We start from the raw sequence: 19,753 nt of genomic DNA on the forward strand, positions 1-19,753 counted from the left end.
AAGCTGCGAAGCCGTACAGGGATGATTGGATTCTTGCCGTGGACGCCTCGGTCGAGCAGCTCGTGTACGTCCGCGAGGACGAATACACCGTCGCCCGGATGACCGACGAGCAGGGGGCCGGGTTCGTCGCCACCGGGCGGGCGCTGGCCGGGGTGCAGCCCGGGGAGACGCTCCGGCTCACCGGCGAGTGGGGTGAGCACGCGCGTCACGGCCGCCGCTTCCAGGTGGCGACCTGCGAGCGGGTCGTCCCGTCGACGGTCCGGGCCATCCAGCTCTACCTCGGCTCGGGCCTGATCCGGGGCATCGGCCCGCGCCTCGCGCAGGCCATCGTCTCCCACTTCGGCGACAGCACGCTCACCGTCATCGACACCGAGCCGGGGCGGCTCACCGAGGTCGTCAACATCGGCCCGGCCCGGCAGGCGCAGATCGTCGAGGCGTGGCGGGAGCAGAAGGAGATCGCCGCGCTGATGGTGGTCCTCCAGGGCTACGGCATCAGCCCACTGCTCGCGGCCAAGATCTACCAGGTGTACGGCTCCGACTCGGCCGGCATCCTCAAATCGGACCCCTACCAGCTCATCGGCCAGGTCAGAGGCATCGCCTTCCACACCGCCGACCGGATCGCGCTGCGGTCGGGCGTGTCCGAGCACAGCCCGCAACGCATCAGGGCGGCGCTCCTCGACCGGCTGGAGTCGGCGGCGGCGAGCGGCGGCCACTGCTACCTGTCGATGACCGCGCTGCTCACGCAGACCGCCGAGCTCATCGACCAGGACCAGGACCTGCTACGCCCGGTGATCGACGCCCTCACGGCCGAGCGGCGGATCGTCGTGGAGGCGGCCTCTGACCAGGTGGTCGTCTACTCCAAGGAGTTGCACAGCCGCGAGGTCAAGCTGGCCGAGCAGCTGGCCCGGCTCTGGCAGGCCCGCTCGACGCTGCCGTTGCGCGACTTCCGCGAGGATCCCGACCTGCACGACGACCAGCGCGCAGCCGTGACCATGGCGTTGACCAGCACCGTCTCCGTGCTCACCGGTGGGCCGGGCTGCGGCAAGAGCCACACGGTGCGGGTGATCGCGGCCACGGCGCGGGCGATGGGCGGCAGGGTGACGCTGGCCGCGCCGACCGGCAAGGCGGCCAAGCGCCTGTCGGAGCTCACCGGCCTGCCGGCGATGACCGTGCACCGGATGCTGGCGCACGAGCCCGACCCCGACGCCCTGTTCGACCAGGTGCCCGCGCAGGCCGACCTGATCGTGGTCGACGAGGCGTCCATGCTCGACCTGCACCTGGCCACCCGGCTCTGCTCGGCGGTCCCCTCGGGCAGCCACCTGCTGCTCGTCGGCGACAGCGACCAGCTCCCGAGCATCGGTCCCGGCAGCGTGCTCTCCGACCTGCTGCGGGCCGAGGAGATCCCACGCGTCCGCCTGACGCACGTCTTCCGCCAGGCGGACGGCAGCGGCATCGTCCGCAACGCCCACCGCATCCGGTCCGGGGAGTTGCCCGCGATCCCGGGCGGCGGCGGCTTCTGGTTCGAGGAGGTCGACACCCCCGAGGCCGTCGCCGAGCGGGTCGTCCACCTGGCAACCGTGGCGATCCCGCGTAAGCAGCGGGTGGACCCCGGCCAGGTGCAGGTGCTGTGCCCGATGCGCCGGGGCGCGGCCGGCACCGCCGAGCTGGGCCGCCTGATCCAGGAACGCCTCAACCCGGCCCGCGACGGTCAGCCGGAGCACTGGTCGGGCGCCTCGGTCTTCCGCGTCGGCGACCGGGTGATGCCCATCCGCAACAACTACGACAAGGGCGTCTTCAACGGCGAGACCGGCACGGTCACCCGGATCGACCAGGAGCAGCGCCAGGTCGAGCTCGTCATCGACGACGGCGACCCGGTCACCTACGGCTTCGACGAGCTCGACGACCTCACCCACGCCTACGCCATCAGCGTGCACCGCTCGCAGGGCAGCGAATACCCGTTCGTGGTGGCGCCCATCGTCGCCGAGGCGGGCGGCATCATGCTGCGCCGCAGGCTCCTCTACACCCTCGTCACCCGGGCCCGCTCGTGGGTGGTGCTCGTCGGCGACCGCAGGGCCCTGGAGCTCGCGGTCGCCCGCCTCGGCCGCCCCCGCAACACCATGCTCACCCGCCGCCTGACCCAGACCCTCCAGTGACCTCTCTCAGGTCGCGCATGTAGTCGTACAAGCGGGGATGGGAGCCAACCCTAACGAGATTCGTCCAGGTGGAGCCGCTGGCGGGCGCTCGCGCCCAGCCCAGCGAGACGATCGTCATCGCCCGCCGACGAAGGTCCGCTCAGGAGGAGAGGCGAAAAGTTCGACCATGGTGCCTGGGCGGAGTTCCTCGCCCAGGACCGATGTGATCGCGTCGGTGAGGGCGGCGCCGAGGCGGGCAGTGATCTCGGCGGCGTCCGGGCGTTCGAACACACCTGACCGGACACCCAACGTGACCGAAGCGCCGGTGTCCACGGGCACGCCTCCCTGGGCGAAGCGGCCCGCGGGAACGCCGGACAGCCGGATGCTCACCAGCGGCCGCGCCCACTCACCGTAGACGCCGACGATCGCTTCGGTCAGGGCGGTCACGAGCTCGGGTTCGTTGCCCGCTAGCCTGGTGTCTGGAAGATGGGCGGTCAGATGCGGCACAGTGGACCTCATTTTCTTTAACCTTAAAGGCTTTGAGCTTAAAGATACTGGTGAAGGGTTGCTGATGTCCACCGAGGCGGGTGGTATCGCCGTCAACGAGGCCGTCCGCACGCTGCTGTTGCTCATGCCTCGGCTCGTCGGCCGTGCCAAACGCCTGCCGATTCCGCCGCAGCTGCGGGACCTCGACCTGGCGCCCCGGCACCTGGCCCTGCTGGCCCACTTGGAATATGACGGCCCCGCCAGCGTGAACGAGCTCGCCGATCGGCTAGAGGTGGCGCCCACGACCGTCAGCCTCATGGTCAGCGAACTGGTGCGGCCACGCGTTCTGGAGCGGACCGCCGACCCCGCCGACCGTCGCCGCCGCATCATCGCCATCACCCCGGCCTACGCCGAACCGATCCGGGCCTGGCTGTCCGGCAGCGCCACCGCCTGGGAACACGTCATGAACGACCTGTCACCCGCCGAACGCGCGACCGTCGTCACCGCACTCCGCTCCTTCGAGGCCGCGCTGGAACGCCGCGACCCGCAACCGAACGACGAACCACGAAGCTGACCGGCTGCCCGGTCCCGCCCTAGCGCCAGACTGTGGCGGCCGGCCAAGACGCGGGATTGGTCGGGGCCCAGCACCCATGGACGGGAGCGGGCGTCAGACGACGGGCCACGGCTGCGGCGCCCGGCCCGCACTGTGCCGGCAAGTGACGGCTTCAGCTACGGCGACAAGCCGCCAAAGACGGGAAAAGGCGCTTCAGCATCGGCGAGTAGAACGACGACAATGCCGGGCCCGCTCTACGGCGGGCAAGCTGGGCGGCCGGACACCGTGAAGCGGAGGCGGGTGGGCGTTCCGGCCGACTTAAGACCGTGCCAAGTACCCCCGCGCCCGGAACAAGGCCGAAGGCGAAAAACACCAGACCCCGGGCAATCGCGGTCGGCCGGAACGCCCACCCGCCTCCGCGGACCAGGCGCCCACCACAAGAAGCCTCACAAGCTCCGCGCGCCCCGCAACCTGAGAAAGATGCCCGAGCGGCAACGACACTCACCCTCCGGGCCCGGCACCGCCGACGACCGGACCGACCTCACGAGCAGCGGCGGCGGCGCTGGACGACTTGAGCATCCGCAGCGCCCCCTTCGACAACGAGACCAGCACGTCCACGGCCTCCTCCAGATCGGGATACCGCCCCTCCAGATGCCCGAGGGCCAACGCGTTGGTGGCGGCGTTGATGCCTTCGGCGATCATCTCCAGCCGCCGCCGGTCACGCTCGTTGTCGGCGGTGTAGCCGAGGGCCGCGAGGTCGGCGGCGTGGTGGTCGCGGTAGGCGAGTGAGGCCTCCTTGGCGAACTCGTGCATGGACGAGGAGGGGTCGTGCCGGGCGCGGTGCAGGATGCGCAGCAGCTCGGGGTGGCGGCAGATGGCTTCGAGCGGGATGCGGAAGGTGTCGCGCTGGTGCTCGGTGACGTCGGGCGCCTCGCGGGCCCGGCGCCGCGCCTCCCGCATGGACCGGCGCAGCCGGTCGCCGCCCTCGTCGCCGAGCACCCGCAGCAGATCTTGCTTGTCCTTGAAGTGCACGTAGAAACTGGACTGGGCGATGCCCGCGGCCTTGGCGACCTTGACGGTCGTCAGCCCTGTCTCGCCTTCGGTGTCGAGGATGGCCAGAGCCGCGCGGATCAGTCTGCGCCGGGTCAGGTCCTTGGCCTCGCTCCTGCTGAGCGGTGTGCTGCTCACGGGCCACCTCCCTCTTGCTTGTCGCCGATAACAGTATCTCCGAGCGTCCCTGGATAACGATCGCTACTGGACACTTGTGAGTTTCCTCACCGATAGTACTATCGGTGAAATTGCTCTCGGGGGGACGACCGGGAGGAGGCGTGGATGAAACGCTGGAGAAGACTGGCGGCGTTGTCGCTGGCTTCGGTGGTATTGGTGGCGTGCAGCGGGCAGCGACCCGTGGCCGTCAGTGAGAAGAGTTCCGACCCGACGAAACCCGTGGTCGGCGGGAAGCTGGTGTACGGGCTCAGCGCCGACGCCGCCGGATTCAACCCGGTGACCGACCAGTTCGCGGCGCAGAGCTACAGCATGGCGACGACGATCATCGAGCCGCTGGTGAGCGTGGACGTCAACGGCGATTGGAAGCCCTACCTGGCAGAGTCCCTGACGCCCAACAAGAAGTCCGACGAGTGGACGATCACGGTCAGGTCGGGGATCTCGTTCTCCGACGGCACGCCGCTGACCGGTGAGGTGGTCAAGGCCAACCTGGAGGCGCAGAAGGCGTCGCCGCTCAACAACGCGGTGCTCGCGCCGGTCTCGTCGTTCGAGCTGGTCGACCCTAAGACGGTCAAGGTCAAGCTGAAGCAGCCGTGGGTGGCCTTCCCGTACTATCTGGCGGCGCAGATCGGCATGATCGTGCCGCCGTCGTCGCTCGCCGATCCCCGGGGCGCGAGCCAGAAGCCCGTCGGGACCGGGCCGTTCACCTTCCAGGAGTACGTGCCCGACAGCAGGTTCGTCGTGGCCAAGAACGCCAACTACTGGCGCAAGGGCCTGCCGTACCTGACCCAGATCGAGTTCCGGATCCTGCCCGACAGCCAGACCCGCGCGCAGACGCTGGAGGCGGGCCAGCTCGACGCCATGGGCACCAGCCGCGACGAGGACATCACCAAGTTCGGCGCGCTCAAGGACGCCTTCACGGTGCAGCGGTCGCAGGGCATGGCCGTGGCCGAGTACATGTTCATGCTCAACACCGCCGTCAAGCCCTTCGACGACATCAGGGTTCGCAAGGCGCTGGCGCACGCCATGGACCGCAAGGCGGTCATCTCGACGCTGCGCGGCGGGCTCACGAAGGAGGCCGACGGCCCCTGGTCGAAGGACTCCAAGTGGTACGCCGAGGGCGGCGGCTACCCGGAGTACGACCTGGCCAAGGCGACCACGCTGGTCAAGGAGGTCGAGGCGGACAAGGGACCGATCAAGTTCGAGATCATCTCCACTCCCGACCCCAACACCATGCAGGGCATCGAGCTGGCGCAGGACATGTGGCGCAAGGCGGGCATCGAGGTGACGATCAAGCAGGCCGACCAGGCCGACCTGATCAACCGCGCGGTCACCGGCAACTTCGCCGCGACCGTGTGGACCCAGTTCTCCTCACCCGACCCCGACGGCGAGTACATCTGGATGCACAAGGGGTACGCGGGGCCCGTCGGCTCCATCGCGCTGAACTTCACCCGGCTCAAGGACGACAAGCTCAGCCAGGCCTTCGACGTGGGCCGCACCAGCCCGGACGAGGCGACGCGCAAGCAGGCGTACGCCACCGTCCAGCAGCGGCTGCGTGAGCTGGTGCCGTACGTGTTCGTCGACCACCTCGACACCGGCGCCGTCATCGCCAAGACCACGGTGCACGGCATCGGCGAGCACGTGCTGCCGGACGGGGAGAAGGGGCTGCCCATGACCGGTTCACCCATCCCCTACCACCCCTTCTCCGGCGTCTGGATCACCCAGCAGTGATCCTCCTGCACCGGCTGGTCCGGCTCCTGGTGGTCCTGCTCGTGGTGACGTTCCTGTCCTACGCCCTGCTCGGGTTGCTCCCCGGTGACCCGACGACGCAGATCCTCGGCCTGTCGGCGACCGAGGAGGCCCGTGCGCAGCTCCGCCAGGAACTGGGCCTGGACCAGCCGCTGCTGGTCCGGTACGCCGACTGGCTCGGCGGCCTGGTCACCGGCGACTTCGGCACCTCGTACATCAACCAGGTGCCGGTCGCGCAGGAGCTGGCCGAGCGGCTGCCGGTCACGCTGGAACTGCTGGTCGCGGCGCAGATCGTGGCGCTGGGGCTGGCGGTTCCGGTGGGCGTGGCGGCGGCCCGCCGGGCCGGCGGCACGCTGGACCAGGTGCTCACCGCGATGAGCTTCGCGCTGCTGTCCACCCCGGTGTTCGTGCTCGGCGTGCTGCTGATCCTGGTGTTCGCCGTCACCTGGCAGGTGTTGCCGGCCACCGGGTGGACTCCGATCTCGGTGGATCTGGGGTGGAACATCACCTCGGTGCTGCTGCCCGCGATCACGCTCGGCGCGGGGCAGCTCGCCGTCTACGCGCGGCTGTTGCGTACCGACCTGATCGCGACGCTGCAGGAGGACTACATCACGCTGGCGCGCGCCCGCGGCCTGTCGCCGCGGCGCATCCTGTGGCGGCACGCGCTGCGCCCGTCCACGATCTCGCTGATCACCGCCGTCGGGCTGAACCTCGGGGCGCTGATCGGCGGGACCGTGATCATCGAGACGCTCTTCGGGCTGCCCGGCATCGGCCGGCTCATCGTCGACTCCATTTTTTCCCGCGACTACCTGACCGTGCAGGGAGGCGTCGTGCTGATCTCGGTCGGCTACGTGCTGGTCAACTTCGTGGTGGACCTGGTGTACGCCGCCGTGGACCCGAGGATCCGGCATGCGTAGGCGTCTCGGCCCCGGGTTCTGGATCGCGGCGTGCTGGATCCTGCTGGTGCTGGCCGGGGCGCTGCTGGCCGACCTGCTGCCCATCGCGCGCTACGACGAGACGCTGGCCGGGCCGCCCCGGTCGGGCCCCAGCGCCGACCACCCGTTCGGCACCGACGGACTGGGGCGCGACGTGTTCAGCCGGGTCGTGCACGGCTCGCGGGTCTCGCTCGGCGTGGGCATCGGCGCGGTGCTGCTCGGTCTGGCCATCGGCGGGCCGCTCGGCATCCTGGCGGGTTACCGCAGGCGGGCGACGGACGCGATCATCATGGCGTTCAACGACGTCGCGCTGGCCTTCCCGTCGCTGGTCTTCGCGCTGGCCGTGGTGGCGTTCGCGGGGGCCAGCCTGCGCAACGTGCTGATCGTGCTCGGAGTGCTCGGCGTGCCCGCGTGGACCCGGCTGATCAGGGGCGCGACGCTCTCCTTCGCCGACCGGGAGTTCGTCCTGGCGGCCCGGGTGCTGGGCGTGCGCGACAGCAGGATCCTGTGGCGGGAGATCATGCCGAACGTCGCGGTGCCCGCCGCGTCCTACGCGTTCATCGGGATGGCCGTGGTCGTGGTGGCCGAGGGCAGCCTCGCCTTCCTCGGGCTGTCGGTGCAGGCGCCCACGCCCACCTGGGGCGGGCTGATCAACGAGGGCCGCACCCTGATGGACGACGCGCCGCACGTGGTGCTGGCGCCGTCGCTGGTCATGTTCCTGACGGTGCTCTCGTTCAACCTGGTGGGCGACCGGCTGAGGGCGCTGACCGACGTCCGGCACAGCGGCCTGGAGCCCGTACGGCAGGCGCCTCCGGCGGCCCCCGCCGCCCCCGTCCACGCGGTGGGCGACAGCCTGCTCCAGGTCGAGGACCTGCGGACGCACTTCGTCACCGAACGCGGCCTGGTCAAGGCCGTCGACGGGGTCTCCTTCACCCTGGAGCGCGGCAGGACGCTGGCCATCGTGGGCGAGTCGGGCTCGGGCAAGTCGATGCTGATCCGCTCGATCCTCGGCCTGCTCCCCGGCTCGGGCGTCGACCGGAGCGGCAACGTCTACCTGGACGGCGACGACCTCACCCGGCGCACCCCCGAGGAGATGCGGCACATCCTCGGCCCGCGCCTCGGCACCGTCTTCCAGGACCCGATGACCGCGCTCAACCCGGTGCGGACGATCGGCGCGCAACTGGCCGAGCCGCTCCGGGTGCACCTCGGGATGAACCGGACGCAGGCCCGCGAGGAGGCCGCGCGGCTGCTCGCCCAGGTCGGGATCCCCGATCCGGGACGGATGCTGGGCCGCTATCCGCACCAGCTGTCGGGCGGCATGCGGCAGCGGGTCACCATCGCGATGGCCCTCTCGTGCGGCCCCGACGTGCTGTTCGCCGACGAGCCCACGACCGCCCTCGACGTCACCATCCAGGACCAGGTGCTACGGCTGCTGCACCGGCTGCGGGAGGAGCGTCACATGGCGGTCGTCCTGGTCAGCCACGACCTCGCGGTGGTGCGCGAGTGGGCGGACGAGGTCATCGTGATGTACGCGGGCAAGGTCGTGGAACGCGGCCCCACGGCCGAGATCTTCGGGCGCACCCGCATGCCGTACACCGAGGCGCTGCTGCAGGCGGCGCCCCGGCTGACCGACCCGGCGCACCACCGGCTGCGGGTCATCCCCGGCCGGCCGCCGGACCTGGTGGACCTGCCGTCGGGCTGCGCCTTCCAGCCGCGCTGCGCCCACGCCCGCGACCGGTGCGTGACCGAGGCTCCGGAGCTGCTTGAGGACGGTCATCTGTACGCGTGCTGGTATCCCACCGGCAGCCCGATCAGCGAAGGAGCCGAGAGCCGTGGCCGGTAGCGGAAACGCCCATCTTCGTCCCCGCGACCAGGTGTTGCTCCAGGTGGAGGACCTGGTCGTGGAGTTCCCCGCGGGGCGGGGCCGTACCGTGCGGGCGGTGTCGGGAGTGAGCTTCGACCTGGCGCAGGGCGAGACGCTGGGCATCGTCGGCGAGTCGGGGTGCGGCAAGTCGAGCACCGCGCGGGCGCTCGTACAACTGCCGCCGCCGCGCGGCGGCTCGGTGCGGCTGGACGACGTCGAGCTGACCACGCTGCGCGGCGAGGCGCTGCGGCGCACCCGCAGGCGGCTGCAGATGATCTTCCAGGATCCGATCTCGTCGCTGAACCCGCGCCGCCGGGTCCGCGACATCGTCAGCGAGGGCACCCGCGTGTGGGGCGCCGGCGGCGACCGGGTGGACGAGGTGCTGGAGGCCGTCGGGCTCGACCCGGCGACCGCGGCCGTGCGGCGGCCGCACGAGTTCTCCGGCGGCCAGTGCCAGCGCATCTCCATCGCGCGGGCGCTGGTGCTGGAGCCGGAGGTGGTGATCTGTGACGAGCCGGTGTCCGCCCTGGACGTCTCGGTGCAGGCGCAGATCCTCGGGCTGCTGGAGGACCTCAAGGAGCGTTACCGGCTCACGCTGGTGTTCATCGCCCACGACCTGGCCGTGGTGAAGAACGTCAGCGACCGGATCCTGGTGATGTACCTCGGCAAGATGTGCGAGCTGGCCGCGAGCACCGAGCTGATCGAGCGGCCCGCCCACCCCTACACCCGGGCGCTGCTCGCCTCGATCCCCGGCAGCGGCCTCGACCTGCCCCCGGCCGACCGGTTGATCAAGGGTGAGCCGCCGTCACCGGTCGACCCGCCGAGCGGCTGCCGCTTCCGTACCCGGTGTCCGAGAGCGGCCTCCAGGTGCGCCGAGGAGGAGCCGGAGATCCGGCCGCTGACCGGCGGCCACTGGGTGGCCTGCCACTTCCCGGAAACAGCCTGATTTTTCCGGAAACAGGCTGTTCTTCCGGAACAGGCTGCACCAGAAGAGACTGAGACGGAACCAGATTCAAGGAGCAGCATGGCCATCGACTTCACCCTCGCCCCCGAGCACGAGGAGATCCGCAAGCGGGTGCGGGCCTTCATCCAGGGCACCGTCATCCCGGCCGTCGAGGACCTGGAGGAGGGCGACCGCGACACCTACCTGCGGACCATCTTCAAGCTGCGCGAGAAGGCCAGGGCGGAGGGGCTCTGGCTGCCGCACATGCCCAAGGAGTGGGGCGGCATGGGCCTCGGCCACGTCGAGCTGGCCATGGTCCAGTCGGAGGCGGCCAAGACGCGGCTCGGCCCGTGGGTGCTCAACTGCCAGGCGCCCGACGAGGGCAACATGCACACACTGCTGCACTGGGCCAGCGACGAGCAGAAGGAGAAGTACCTCCGCCCGCTGCTCGACGGCCGCACGATGTCGTGCTTCGCGATGACCGAGCCCGAGGTGGCGGGCTCCGACCCGACGCTCATCCGCACCACCGCCGTCAAGGACGGCGACGAGTGGGTCATCAACGGCCACAAGTGGTTCATCTCCAACGCCCGGCGGGCGAGCTTCGCCATCCTCATCGCGCGGACCGAGACCGACGTGCCCGAGGGCGCGCGCGGCGCCAACACGGCCTTCCTCATCGACCTGCCGCAGGAGGGCTGGCACGACGTCCGCGAGGTCGAGACGATGCACGGCTCGACGGGCCACAGCGAGATCGTCATCAGGGACCTGCGGGTGGCGGACGGTCAGATCCTCGGCGGGCGCGGCGACGGCCACCGGCTCGGCCAGTACCGCCTCGGCCCGGCGCGGCTCGCGCACTGCATGCGCTGGATCTCCCAGGCGGAGACGGCGCTCGACATGATGGTCGACCGGGCGCTCAACAGGTACAGCCACGGCTCGCTGCTCGCCGAGAAGCAGGGGGTCCAGTGGCTGATCGCCGACTCGGCGATGGAGCTCTACCAGTGCAAGCTGATGGTGCTGCACGCCGCCTCGAAGATCGACAAGGGCGAGGACTTCCGGACCGAGGTGTCGATGGCCAAGCACTTCGTGGCCAACAGCCTCAACCGGATCATCGACCGGGCGATCCAGGTGCACGGCGCGCTCGGCTACTCCACCGACACGCCGCTGGCCCACATGTTCCAGCACGCCCGCTGGGCCCGCTTCGCCGACGGCGCCGACGAGATCCACCAGATGCGCATCGCCGAGCGGACCATCGACGCCTACCGCACCACCGGATCGACCAGCGCCGCCACAGGGGGCCTGCCCCTGTAGCGGCGCCGTAGGTCACGGCCGGCCGTCACCCGGCACCGGCCGTGACACGGCGCCGGCCGTGTCGCGACCGGCCGGCCGCGCGTCCGTCCGTCAGCCGGTGAGCGGGCCGAACTCCTTGCGCGTGTCGATCACGTCGCCGAAGAGCTCCCACCGCTCGCCCTTGAACGTCATGAGCTGCATGGACTCGATGGGGAACCCGTCATCGGGTCCGGTGCTCATCGTCACGCCCGGCAGCAGCATGTCGACCTGCACGTTGCCGAGGGCGCGCACCGAGTCGCGCAGCCCCTCGCGGGTCGGGCACTTGGCCGCCTCCATGGCCTTGTGGAAGCTGCTGGCCACCGCCCAGCCGAAGGCGTGGTAGGGGACGGCCGGGTCGGCGTCGGGGGCGTACTGCTTCATCTTCGCCTGGTAGCGCATCATCTCCGGGTCGCTCTGCCACGTCGGGTCGTTGGGGTCCTTGTAGTACGTGGAGGACACGACGCCCTGCACGTTCTCGAACCCGACGGGCTTGAGCACGGTGACGGACGCGGCGACGTTGTTGACGATGTGCACCGGGTTCCAGCTCGTGTTCTTGGCGTCGGCGGCCAGCGCCTGGGAGCCGAACTTGGGCGTCGTCACGTTGAGGAACACGTCGGCCTTCGACTCGGCGAGGTTGCTCATCTGGGGGTCGACGCTGGGATCGGTGACCTCGTAGCTCTGCTCGGCCACGATCTTGACCTGGGTGCCCTCGAGGGCCCGCTTGAACCCGCCGAGCAGGTCCTTGCCGAAGTCGTCGTTCTGGAAGAGCACCGCCACCTTCGCCTCGGGCTTCTCCTGCTTGAGGTACTGCGCGTAGACGCGGGCCTCGGAGACGTAGTTGGGCTGCCAGCCGATGGTCCACGGATGGGCGGTGTCGGTGCCCCACGTGGACGCGCCGGTGGCGACGAAGACCTGGGGCACCTTCTGCTGGTCGGCGTAGTCCCAGGTGGCCGTGGTCGAGGGGGTGCCCAGTGTCTGGAAGAGCGCGAACACCTTCTCCTGCTCGACCAGCCTGCGCGCCTCCTCCACGGCCTTGGGCGGCTGGTAGCCGTCGTCCCGCACCAGGAACTCGACCTTGCGCCCGCCGATGCCGTTCTGCTCGGCGTTGACGAAGTCGAAGTACGCCTTGATGCCCTTGGGGATGGCGCCGTAGGCGGAGGCGGGGCCTGACAGCGGATAGATGCCGCCGAGTTTGAGGCTCTTGTCGGTGATGCCGGTCGTCTGTTGCCCCTGACACTCACCTGTGGCCGTCGTGCCGGTGCCGCCCGCCTCCTCCCGCCCGCCGCAAGCCGTCATGGCGAGCAGGAGCACAGCCGTACAGCCGATCGCAGTTACCCGCATTCCTTTACTCCTTCCGGAGAGTCTTCCTGATCGAATGCGCCGCGCGTCCGGTCAGCCCGGCGAGTCCGGTCGGAGCGACGTACATCACCGCGATGATCAACAGGCCGAAGATGACGCCGGGCGCGGCCTCGTTGACGTCCTGGGAGATGCTGGGCACGAACATCACGAACAGCCCGCCGAGCAGCGGTCCGGAGAGCGAGCCCAGGCCGCCGACGACGAGGCCGGCCAGCAGGGTGATCGAGAGCGTCACGGCGAACGAGTCCGGCGAGACGAAGCCGATCACCCAGGTGTAGACGCAGCCGGCCGCTCCGGCGAACATCGCGCTCCAGGCGAAGGCGAGTGTCTTGTAGAACGACAGCCGCACGCCCATGGTCTCGGCCGCCGCCTCGTTGTCGCGGATGGCGTGCAGCGCCCGTCCGACACGCGAGCGCATCAGGCTGTACGCCGACAGGAAGGCGGCGACGGCCACGGCCAGGGCGAGGAAGTACAGCCACTGGTCCTCGGCCAGCCCGGTCCAGGCGGGCGCGGCCGGCTTGGGCAGCGTCAGCCCCATGGACCCGCCGGTCACCTCCTCGAACCGCTTGAGCAGCGGCACCAGGAAGATCGCCATGGCCAGCGTCACCAGGGCCAGGTAGAGGCCGCGTAACCGCATGGCCGGCAGCCCGAGCGCGAGCCCGATCACGAACGCCACGGCGGCGGCGATCGGCAGCGTCACCGGGTAGGGCAGCTCGAACCGGTCCAGCATGATCGCGGCCCCGTACGCGCCGACGGCGAAGAACGCGCCGTGCCCGAGGGAGATCTGGCCCGCGTGGCCGACGAGCAGGTTGAGCCCCAGCAGCGCCACCGCGTAGACCAGCACCATGGTGAACTGGAAGACCCGGAACGGCACCAGTTGGAAGGGCGCGTAGCAGGCCGCCGCGAACAGGGCGGCCAGCACGATCCACCGCCACCGCTCGGCCGCGACCCGCCTGAGGGCTCCCGCCCGGGTCGGCGCGTCCACCCGCGTGACCTCCGCCGTGTCGCTCATGCCCGCTCCACCGCCGCTCGTCCGAACAGCCCCTGGGGCCGCAGCAGCAGGACGCCCAGGATGATCAGCAGTGGCACCCCGACCTTGAGATCGGATCCGATGAACCCGACGTACGCCCCGGCCAGCGTCTCGGCGACGCCGACGATCAGGCCGCCCACGACCGCGCCCACCGGGCTGTCGAAGCCGCCCAGGGTCGCCGCGGCGAAGGCGTAGATGAGGACGCCGCCCATCATGTTCGGCTCCAGGAAGAGCAGCGGCGCGACCAGGACGCCCGACACGGCGCCGACGGTGGCCGCGAGACCCCAGCCGAGCGCGAGTGTCCAGCCGACCCGGATGCCGACGAGCCGGGCCGAGTCGGGGTTGGTCGCCACGGCCCGCATGCCCAGCCCGATCCTGGTGTGCTGGAACAGCAGGTAGAGCAGGCCCATGACCAGACCGACCACGACGAGGACGCCGAGCGTCGAGTAGCTCACCCGGAGGCCGCCGGCCTCCAGCGCGCCCCCGGGGAACGGGTTGGGAAAGTCCTTGATCAGGAACGTCCAGATCCACCCGGCGGCGGCGTTGACGAAGATGAACAGGCCGACGGTGACGATCACCACGGTCAGCTCGGGCGCTCCCTCGACGGGCCGGATGACCAGCCGCTCGATGAGCATGCCGCCCGCGAACGACACCGCCAGCGTCAGCGCCAGGGCCAGCCAGAACGGCATCCCGGCGGCGGTGAACTGCCAGGCGAGGTAGGTGGAGAACATGGCCAGCTCGCCCTGCGCGAAGTTGACGATGCCGGTGAACTGGTAGATGAGCACCAGGGCGAGCGCCAGGCTGGCGTAGATCGCGCCGGTGCCGAGGCCCTGGACGAGCTGTTGCAGGAAACCGGTCATCGTCAGACTCGGTAACCGAGGTAGGACTGGGCGACCTGCTCGTCGGCCCGGATCTGCTCCGCCGTGCCCGACAGCACGATCCTGCCGGTCTCCAGGACATGCGCCTGCTGGGCGATGCCGAGGGCGAGATGGGCGTTCTGCTCGACGACGACCACGGTGGTCCGCTCCTGTTCGTTGATGGTCCGCACGATGCGGAACAGCTCCCGGGTGACCAGCGGGGCGAGGCCCAGTGACGGCTCGTCGAGGAGCAGCAGCCTCGGCCGCAGCATGAGCGCCCGGCCGATGGCCAGCATCTGCTGCTCACCCCCGCTGAGGCTGCCCGCCGCCTGCCTCAGCCGGGTCTTGAGCACCGGGAAGTAGCCGTGGATGCGCTCGAGGTCGGCGTCCACCTCGGCCCTGGCCCGCCGGCTCGCCCGCCGGACGTACGCGCCGAGACGCAGGTTCTCCTCGACGGTCAGCGGCATGAACGTGCCGCGCCCCTCGGGGACGTGCGCGACGCCCTGCCGGGCGATCGTGTCGGGCGAGCGCCCGGCCAGGTCGGCGCCGCCGAGCCGGACGGTCCCGCGCGTCCTGACCATGCCCGACAGCGCCCGCAGCAGGGTCGTCTTGCCCGCCCCGTTGGGGCCGAGGATCGCGCAGACCTCACCCTCGCCCACGCTGAGGCTCACGCCGTGCAGCACCCGGGCGTCCCCGTACCCGGCGTGCAGGTCGGTCACCACCAGCGCACTCATACGGCGGTCCCGAGGTACGCCTCGATGACGCCGGGATCGCGCTGAACCACGGCGGGCGGGCCTTCGGCGATCTTGCGGCCGAAGTCCAGGCACACGACCCGGTCGCAGGTGCCCATGACGAAGCCCATGTGGTGCTCGACCACGACCACGGTCACGTCCAGGTCGTCGCGGATGGCGCGCAGCGTGCCGGCGAACGCCTCCACCTCCGCCGAGTTGAGCCCGTTGACCGGCTCGTCCAGCAGCAGCAGCCTCGGCCGGCCGACCAGCGCCCGGGCCAGTTCCACCCGCTTGAGGGTGCCGAACGGCAGCCCGGCCGCCGGGTGCCCGGCCACCTCGGCCAGCGACAGGCGGGTCAGCACCTCGTCGGCCTCGGCGCGCAGCCGGCGCTCCTCGCCGCCCACCCCCGGCAGCCGCAGGCCCGCGGTGAGGAATCCGGCCCGGCCCCTGTGGTGCGCGCCGACCATCACGTTGTCCCGTACCGACATGCGCGGGAAGAGGCCGAGGTTCTGGAAGGTGCGGGCGATGCCGAGCGCCGCGATGGCGTGCGGGGCCACGCCGAGCAGGCTCCGGCCCTCGTACGTGACCGTGCCCGAGTCGGCGTCGTAGCGCCGGGTCAGGCAGTTGAACAGGGTGGTCTTGCCGGCGCCGTTCGGGCCGATCAGCCCCACCATCTCGCCGCGCCGCACGGAGAAGCCGACGCCGTCCAGCGCCGTGATGCCTCCGAAGCGAACGGTGAGATCGTGTACCTCCAGCATCCGGCCTCCTGGGACGCAGCGGGTGGAGAACAATGTTCTGAAGTTGGGGTCAGCGTAGGATCCGCCCGTCGCCGCCCGCATTGGGTACGGACACCCAAGAAGTTCGGGGGGAGTTGTCCGCAGAGCACAGCATCTGTCTCGGACCGGTTACGACCCGTTGACCTGTCGGCGACAACCATGGATGATCCCCGGCATGTCCAGTGGTTTCAGCTTGGAAACGCTCACTGGTGCGGAAACGGTCCGCGCGGAACGCGCCCGGATCCTCTCCGAACTACTCGCCGGCCTGGACGAGCTGGCCGGCGCCGCGGTCACGACGATGTGCGCCGAGATCCCCGCCTACGCCGCGATGGACGACGCGTTCCACGCCGACGTGCGCGACCAGGTGGCGCGCCACTACCGCGGCAAGCTGGCCGTCCTCCTGGAGGACCGCACGGTGACGCTGGACGACATCGCCTACACCCGGCGGGCGGCGATGCGGCGCGCGCGGGCCGGGATCGCCCTGGCCGACTACATCAACGCGTTCCGGGTCGGCCAGCAGGTGTTCTGGGAGTCGGTGGTCGAGCGGGCCGGGCACTCGTTCGCCGGTCACGAGGCCGCGCTGGCGCTCGCGGCCCCGCTCATGCGCTACTGCGACTTCGCCAGCACGCACGCGGCCAACGCGTACATGGAGTTCCAGCAGTACGCCGCGGCGGAGGCGGTGCGCGAGAGCCGCGACCTGCTGGAGACACTGCTGGCCGGCGGCGTGCCCACGCGCGGCCGGCAGCTCGCCGCGGCCCAGGCGCACGGCCTCGGCCCCGAGGCGCGCACGCCGCTGCTCGTGGTGATCGCCGTGCTGATCGGCTCGCGGTCCGACGTGCGGCGCGGCCCCGACCAGGGCGCCGACGCCCGCCACGCGGCCTGCGCGGCGATCGCCCGCACCGGCGGCAACGGCACCCGCACCCTGTCCGTCGTGCGCCAGTCGGAGATCGTGGCCATCCCCGCGCTCGGCCCCGGCGGCGACCCCGAGCAGCTGTGCGACCGGCTGCAGGCGGTGCGCGAGAGCCTGCTCGGCGAGGGCATCACGCTGGCCATGGGCATCAGCACCGTCGTCACCGGCACCAGCGGGATCCCGCAGGCCTACCAGGAGGCCCGCGCCGTGCTGGAGTTCCTGCCCGAGGACGGCGGCGTGGCGGCGCTGCCGAGGATCACCCCGTTCCAGTACCTCGCGCTGCGGGCCGACGACACCGCCCGGCACCTCGTCGATCCGCGCATCACCGCGCTGCTGGCCGAGGACCGGGCGCGCGGCGGCGTGCTCACCGCGACGATCCGCGCGTTCGCCGCCGCCGACCTCAACCTGCGCGCCTCGGCCGAGCGGCTGCAGATCCATCCCAACACCGCGCAGTACCGGCTGCGCCGGATCCAGGAGCGCACCGGCCGCAGCCTGCGCCGGATCAACGACCTCGTGGAGTTGCTCGTGGCGATCGCGCTGCACGACTCTCTGCCGCCCAACTCCGGGCGGGAAAGACTGGCCACCGCGACCAATGAGCACCGTGGGAGCGCGGGCGTACGGTCGTTCCATGAACCTCGCTGACCGGCTCCAGACCGCCACCGCGCGGCTCGGCGGCAGGCCGGTCCTCACACTCGACGGGGCCGAGCTCACCTACGACGCGCTGGAGCTGATGAGCGCCCGCGTGGCCGCGATGCTGCGCGGGCGCGGCATCGGCGTCGGCGACCGGGTCGCGATCATGCTGCCCAACGTGCCGGAGTTCGCCGTCGTCTACTACGGCGTGCTGCGCGTCGGCGCGGTCGTCGTCCCCCTCGACCCGCTGCTGCGCAGGCGCGAGATCTCCTCCTACGTCGCCGACTGCGGCCCCCGGCTGCTGATCGCCTGGCACGCCTACGCCGAGACCGCCGAGGCCGGCACCGCGGCCTCCGGCACCGACTGCTTCTTCGTGGTGCCCGAGGAGTTCCGCCGGCTGCTGCGCGGCATCGCGGCCGAGTACGAGATCACCCCGAGGGCGCCCGGCGACACCGCCCTCATCCACTACACCTCCGGCACGACCGGCCGGGCCAAGGGCATCGAGCTGACCCATGGCAACCTCGACGGCAACGCCGCCACGGTCGCCCGCATGCACGCGCTCGGCGTGGACGACGTGGTCCTCGGGGCGCTGCCGCTCTACCACGCCTTCGGCCTGACCTGCTCGCTCAACGCCACCGTGCACGCGGGCGCGCGCCTCACGCTGCTGCCGCGCTTCGAGGCGGGCCGGGCGCTGGAGGTCATCCGCCGTGACGGGGTCACCGTCTTCCAGGGCGTGCCCACCATGTACATCGCGCTGCTCGACCATCCGGGGGCAGGCGACATGTCGCTGCTGCGCGTCTGCGTCTCCGGCGGTGCCGCGCTCCCGCTCGACGTGCTGCGCGAGTACGAGACGCGCCTCGGCTGCTCCATCGTGGAGGGGTACGGGCTCAGCGAGACCTCGGCCGTGGCCGCGTCCAACCGGGGCGGCCCCGCCCGTCGGCCCGGGTCCATCGGCTACCCGGTCAAGGGCGTCGAGATGAAGGTGGTCGGCGACGACGGCCACGAGGTGCCCCGCGGCGACATCGGCGAGATCGTGGTCCGGGGCCCCAACGTCATGAAGGGCTACTGGAACAACCCCGACGCGACCGCCGAGGCGATCCGCGGCGGCTGGTTCCACACCGGCGACCTCGGCCGGGTCGACGAGGACGGCTTCTTCTTCCTGGTCGACCGGCGCCGCGACGTGATCATCCGAGGCGGTTACACGGTCTACCCGCGTGAGGTGGAGGAGGTGCTCTACGAGCATCCCGCCGTCCGGCAGGCCGCCGTCATCGGGGTGCCCCATCCGGAGCTGGGCGAGGAGATCGCGGCCGTGGTGGCGTTGCGGGTGCCGGTCGAGGCCGACGACCTGCGCGCCTTCGTGAAGGAGCGGGTGGCGGCGTACAAGTATCCGCGGCACGTCTCGTTCGTGGACGAGCTGCCGGTGACGGCCACCGGCAAGATCCTCAAACGCGCGATCTCGCTGCCGGAGACGGCCGTCCGCGGCCGGGCGGCGGCGAGCCGCCGCCCGAACCCTCGCTGAAGAGCCTCAGCACGGGCGGCGTGCGATGGCCACGAAGAGCGGCAGGGCCAGGAACAGGCGGCCGTTCCGGGCGCGTTCGCGCTGTTCGGCGGTCCAGGCCGCGTGCTGCTCGCCGGTGATGGCACCGGCGGCTCGGGCGGCCTCCGGGAGCCCGGTGAGCATGGGCAGTATGGTCTCGTCCGTGAAGACGGCCGTGTGCACCTCGACGTCCACCTGCTCAAACCCGGTGTCCAGCAGCAGGTTGCGGTAGCGGCGGGCCGCGCGCGGGTCGGGCACCAGGTCGGCGCGGGCGTGCACGATCAGGCGGGTGAGCCGGGGGTCGTCGGAGTCGATGACGAAGGCGTCCCAGTCCTGCCCGATGAGGACGATCCGGCCCCCGGGGGCGAGCACCCGTCTCGCCTCCCGCAACGCGCGCGGGGCGTCGGTGAGCATGTGCAGGACCCTGTCGGCCCGGTAGCCGGCCACCTCGCCGTCCCCCAGCGGCAGCCGGTAGACGTCGCCGAGCCGGAAGTCGTGCCCCGGCCAACGCTTCCGCGCCGCCGCGACCATCTCTTCGGCGGCGTCCACTCCGACCGCCCGGGCTCCCCGTTCGGCCAGCTCCACGACCGCGCGGCCGGTGCCGCAGCCGGCGTCCACCACGCTCGCGCCCGCGTCGAGTTCGAGCAGTTCGTACGAGCGCGTACGCAGCGCCACGGCGGAGGGCAGGGTTTCGGCCACGTCCATGAGGCGGATGAG

Annotated in this window: 17 protein-coding genes; 9 read left to right on the forward strand and 8 right to left on the reverse strand. The window is 71.0% G+C overall.

Annotated features, from left to right (window positions below):
• Positions 1 to 38 precede the first annotated feature (38 nt).
• The gene (gene recD2 / locus AC5L3X_RS09800) at positions 39 to 2,153 is read left to right on the forward strand and encodes an SF1B family DNA helicase RecD2 (RefSeq protein WP_494856476.1); all 2,115 of its coding nucleotides are present in this window, start codon (positions 39 to 41) and stop codon (positions 2,151 to 2,153) included.
• A 114-nt stretch (positions 2,154 to 2,267) separates the two neighbouring features.
• Here the strand turns inward: recD2 and AC5L3X_RS09805 are convergent, their stop codons facing one another.
• The gene (locus AC5L3X_RS09805; RefSeq protein WP_494856477.1) at positions 2,268 to 2,651 is read right to left on the reverse strand and encodes a tautomerase family protein; all 384 of its coding nucleotides are present in this window, start codon (positions 2,649 to 2,651) and stop codon (positions 2,268 to 2,270) included.
• On the opposite strand from AC5L3X_RS09805, the gene AC5L3X_RS09810 reads away from it, so the two are divergent.
• Positions 2,641 to 3,192 carry a MarR family winged helix-turn-helix transcriptional regulator gene (locus AC5L3X_RS09810; RefSeq protein WP_494856478.1) on the forward strand — a complete coding sequence of 184 codons (552 nt, stop codon included), beginning with the start codon at positions 2,641 to 2,643 and terminating at the stop codon, positions 3,190 to 3,192. The two genes, AC5L3X_RS09805 and AC5L3X_RS09810, sit on opposite strands and share 11 nt — an antisense overlap.
• Positions 3,193 to 3,672: 480 nt before the next feature.
• Here AC5L3X_RS09810 and AC5L3X_RS09815 read toward each other — a convergent pair whose 3' ends face one another.
• Positions 3,673 to 4,359, reverse strand: a complete 687-nt coding sequence (locus AC5L3X_RS09815) for a TetR family transcriptional regulator (protein ID WP_494856480.1) — start codon at positions 4,357 to 4,359, stop codon at positions 3,673 to 3,675.
• A 144-nt stretch (positions 4,360 to 4,503) separates the two neighbouring features.
• Here AC5L3X_RS09815 and AC5L3X_RS09820 point away from each other — a divergent pair, with 144 nt between their 5' ends.
• The 5 genes from AC5L3X_RS09820 (at position 4,504) to AC5L3X_RS09840 (ending at position 11,191) form a co-directional block, all read left to right on the forward strand.
• Positions 4,504 to 6,126: an ABC transporter substrate-binding protein gene (locus AC5L3X_RS09820; RefSeq protein ID WP_494856481.1), complete on the forward strand. Its 1,623-nt coding sequence runs from the start codon at positions 4,504 to 4,506 to the stop codon at positions 6,124 to 6,126.
• Complete coding sequence (locus AC5L3X_RS09825) at positions 6,123 to 7,061, forward strand: ABC transporter permease (RefSeq protein ID WP_189124665.1); 939 nt, start codon at positions 6,123 to 6,125, stop codon at positions 7,059 to 7,061. Before AC5L3X_RS09820 ends, AC5L3X_RS09825 begins: the two co-directional genes overlap by 4 nt.
• Positions 7,054 to 8,922, forward strand: a complete 1,869-nt coding sequence (locus AC5L3X_RS09830; protein WP_494856483.1) for a dipeptide/oligopeptide/nickel ABC transporter permease/ATP-binding protein — start codon at positions 7,054 to 7,056, stop codon at positions 8,920 to 8,922. The genes AC5L3X_RS09825 and AC5L3X_RS09830 overlap by 8 nt, the downstream gene beginning before the upstream one ends.
• Entirely contained in the window at positions 8,912 to 9,889 is a 978-nt protein-coding gene (locus AC5L3X_RS09835) for an ABC transporter ATP-binding protein (protein WP_494856484.1), read from the forward strand. Before AC5L3X_RS09830 ends, AC5L3X_RS09835 begins: the two co-directional genes overlap by 11 nt.
• Before the next feature lie 78 nt (positions 9,890 to 9,967).
• Positions 9,968 to 11,191, forward strand: coding sequence for an acyl-CoA dehydrogenase family protein (locus tag AC5L3X_RS09840; protein WP_494856485.1), 1,224 nt, complete (start codon positions 9,968 to 9,970; stop codon positions 11,189 to 11,191).
• Positions 11,192 to 11,281: 90 nt separating this feature from the next.
• On the opposite strand, the gene AC5L3X_RS09845 is transcribed toward AC5L3X_RS09840, so the two are convergent.
• Genes AC5L3X_RS09845 through AC5L3X_RS09865 form a run of 5 tightly spaced genes read right to left on the reverse strand, consistent with a single transcriptional unit; the run spans position 11,282 to position 15,941 of the window.
• On the reverse strand, positions 11,282 to 12,550 hold the full coding sequence (locus AC5L3X_RS09845; protein WP_494856486.1) for an ABC transporter substrate-binding protein: 1,269 nt from the start codon (positions 12,548 to 12,550) through the stop codon (positions 11,282 to 11,284).
• Between the two features lie 4 nt (positions 12,551 to 12,554).
• The gene (locus AC5L3X_RS09850) at positions 12,555 to 13,577 is read right to left on the reverse strand and encodes a branched-chain amino acid ABC transporter permease (protein WP_494856487.1); all 1,023 of its coding nucleotides are present in this window, start codon (positions 13,575 to 13,577) and stop codon (positions 12,555 to 12,557) included.
• Positions 13,574 to 14,455 carry a branched-chain amino acid ABC transporter permease gene (locus tag AC5L3X_RS09855; RefSeq protein WP_494856488.1) on the reverse strand — a complete coding sequence of 294 codons (882 nt, stop codon included), beginning with the start codon at positions 14,453 to 14,455 and terminating at the stop codon, positions 13,574 to 13,576. The genes AC5L3X_RS09850 and AC5L3X_RS09855 overlap by 4 nt, the downstream gene beginning before the upstream one ends.
• 2 nt (positions 14,456 to 14,457) lie before the next feature.
• Positions 14,458 to 15,186: an ABC transporter ATP-binding protein gene (locus tag AC5L3X_RS09860; protein ID WP_494856490.1), complete on the reverse strand. Its 729-nt coding sequence runs from the start codon at positions 15,184 to 15,186 to the stop codon at positions 14,458 to 14,460.
• Positions 15,183 to 15,941 (reverse strand): ABC transporter ATP-binding protein, encoded by a 759-nt coding sequence (locus AC5L3X_RS09865; protein WP_494856491.1) that lies wholly within the window; start codon positions 15,939 to 15,941, stop codon positions 15,183 to 15,185. Before AC5L3X_RS09865 ends, AC5L3X_RS09860 begins: the two co-directional genes overlap by 4 nt.
• Positions 15,942 to 16,134: 193 nt before the next feature.
• Here AC5L3X_RS09865 and AC5L3X_RS09870 point away from each other — a divergent pair, with 193 nt between their 5' ends.
• Together AC5L3X_RS09870 and AC5L3X_RS09875 are read left to right on the forward strand one after the other, a co-directional pair.
• Positions 16,135 to 17,511 (forward strand): PucR family transcriptional regulator, encoded by a 1,377-nt coding sequence (locus AC5L3X_RS09870; RefSeq protein ID WP_494856493.1) that lies wholly within the window; start codon positions 16,135 to 16,137, stop codon positions 17,509 to 17,511.
• Complete coding sequence (locus AC5L3X_RS09875) at positions 17,498 to 19,018, forward strand: long-chain-fatty-acid--CoA ligase (protein WP_494856494.1); 1,521 nt, start codon at positions 17,498 to 17,500, stop codon at positions 19,016 to 19,018. The genes AC5L3X_RS09870 and AC5L3X_RS09875 overlap by 14 nt, the downstream gene beginning before the upstream one ends.
• A 6-nt stretch (positions 19,019 to 19,024) precedes the next feature.
• Here AC5L3X_RS09875 and AC5L3X_RS09880 read toward each other — a convergent pair whose 3' ends face one another.
• Positions 19,025 to 19,741 carry a methyltransferase domain-containing protein gene (locus AC5L3X_RS09880; protein ID WP_494856496.1) on the reverse strand — a complete coding sequence of 239 codons (717 nt, stop codon included), beginning with the start codon at positions 19,739 to 19,741 and terminating at the stop codon, positions 19,025 to 19,027.
• Positions 19,742 to 19,753: the final 12 nt, after the last annotated feature.

This window comes from Nonomuraea sp. CX421, assembly GCF_059358955.1.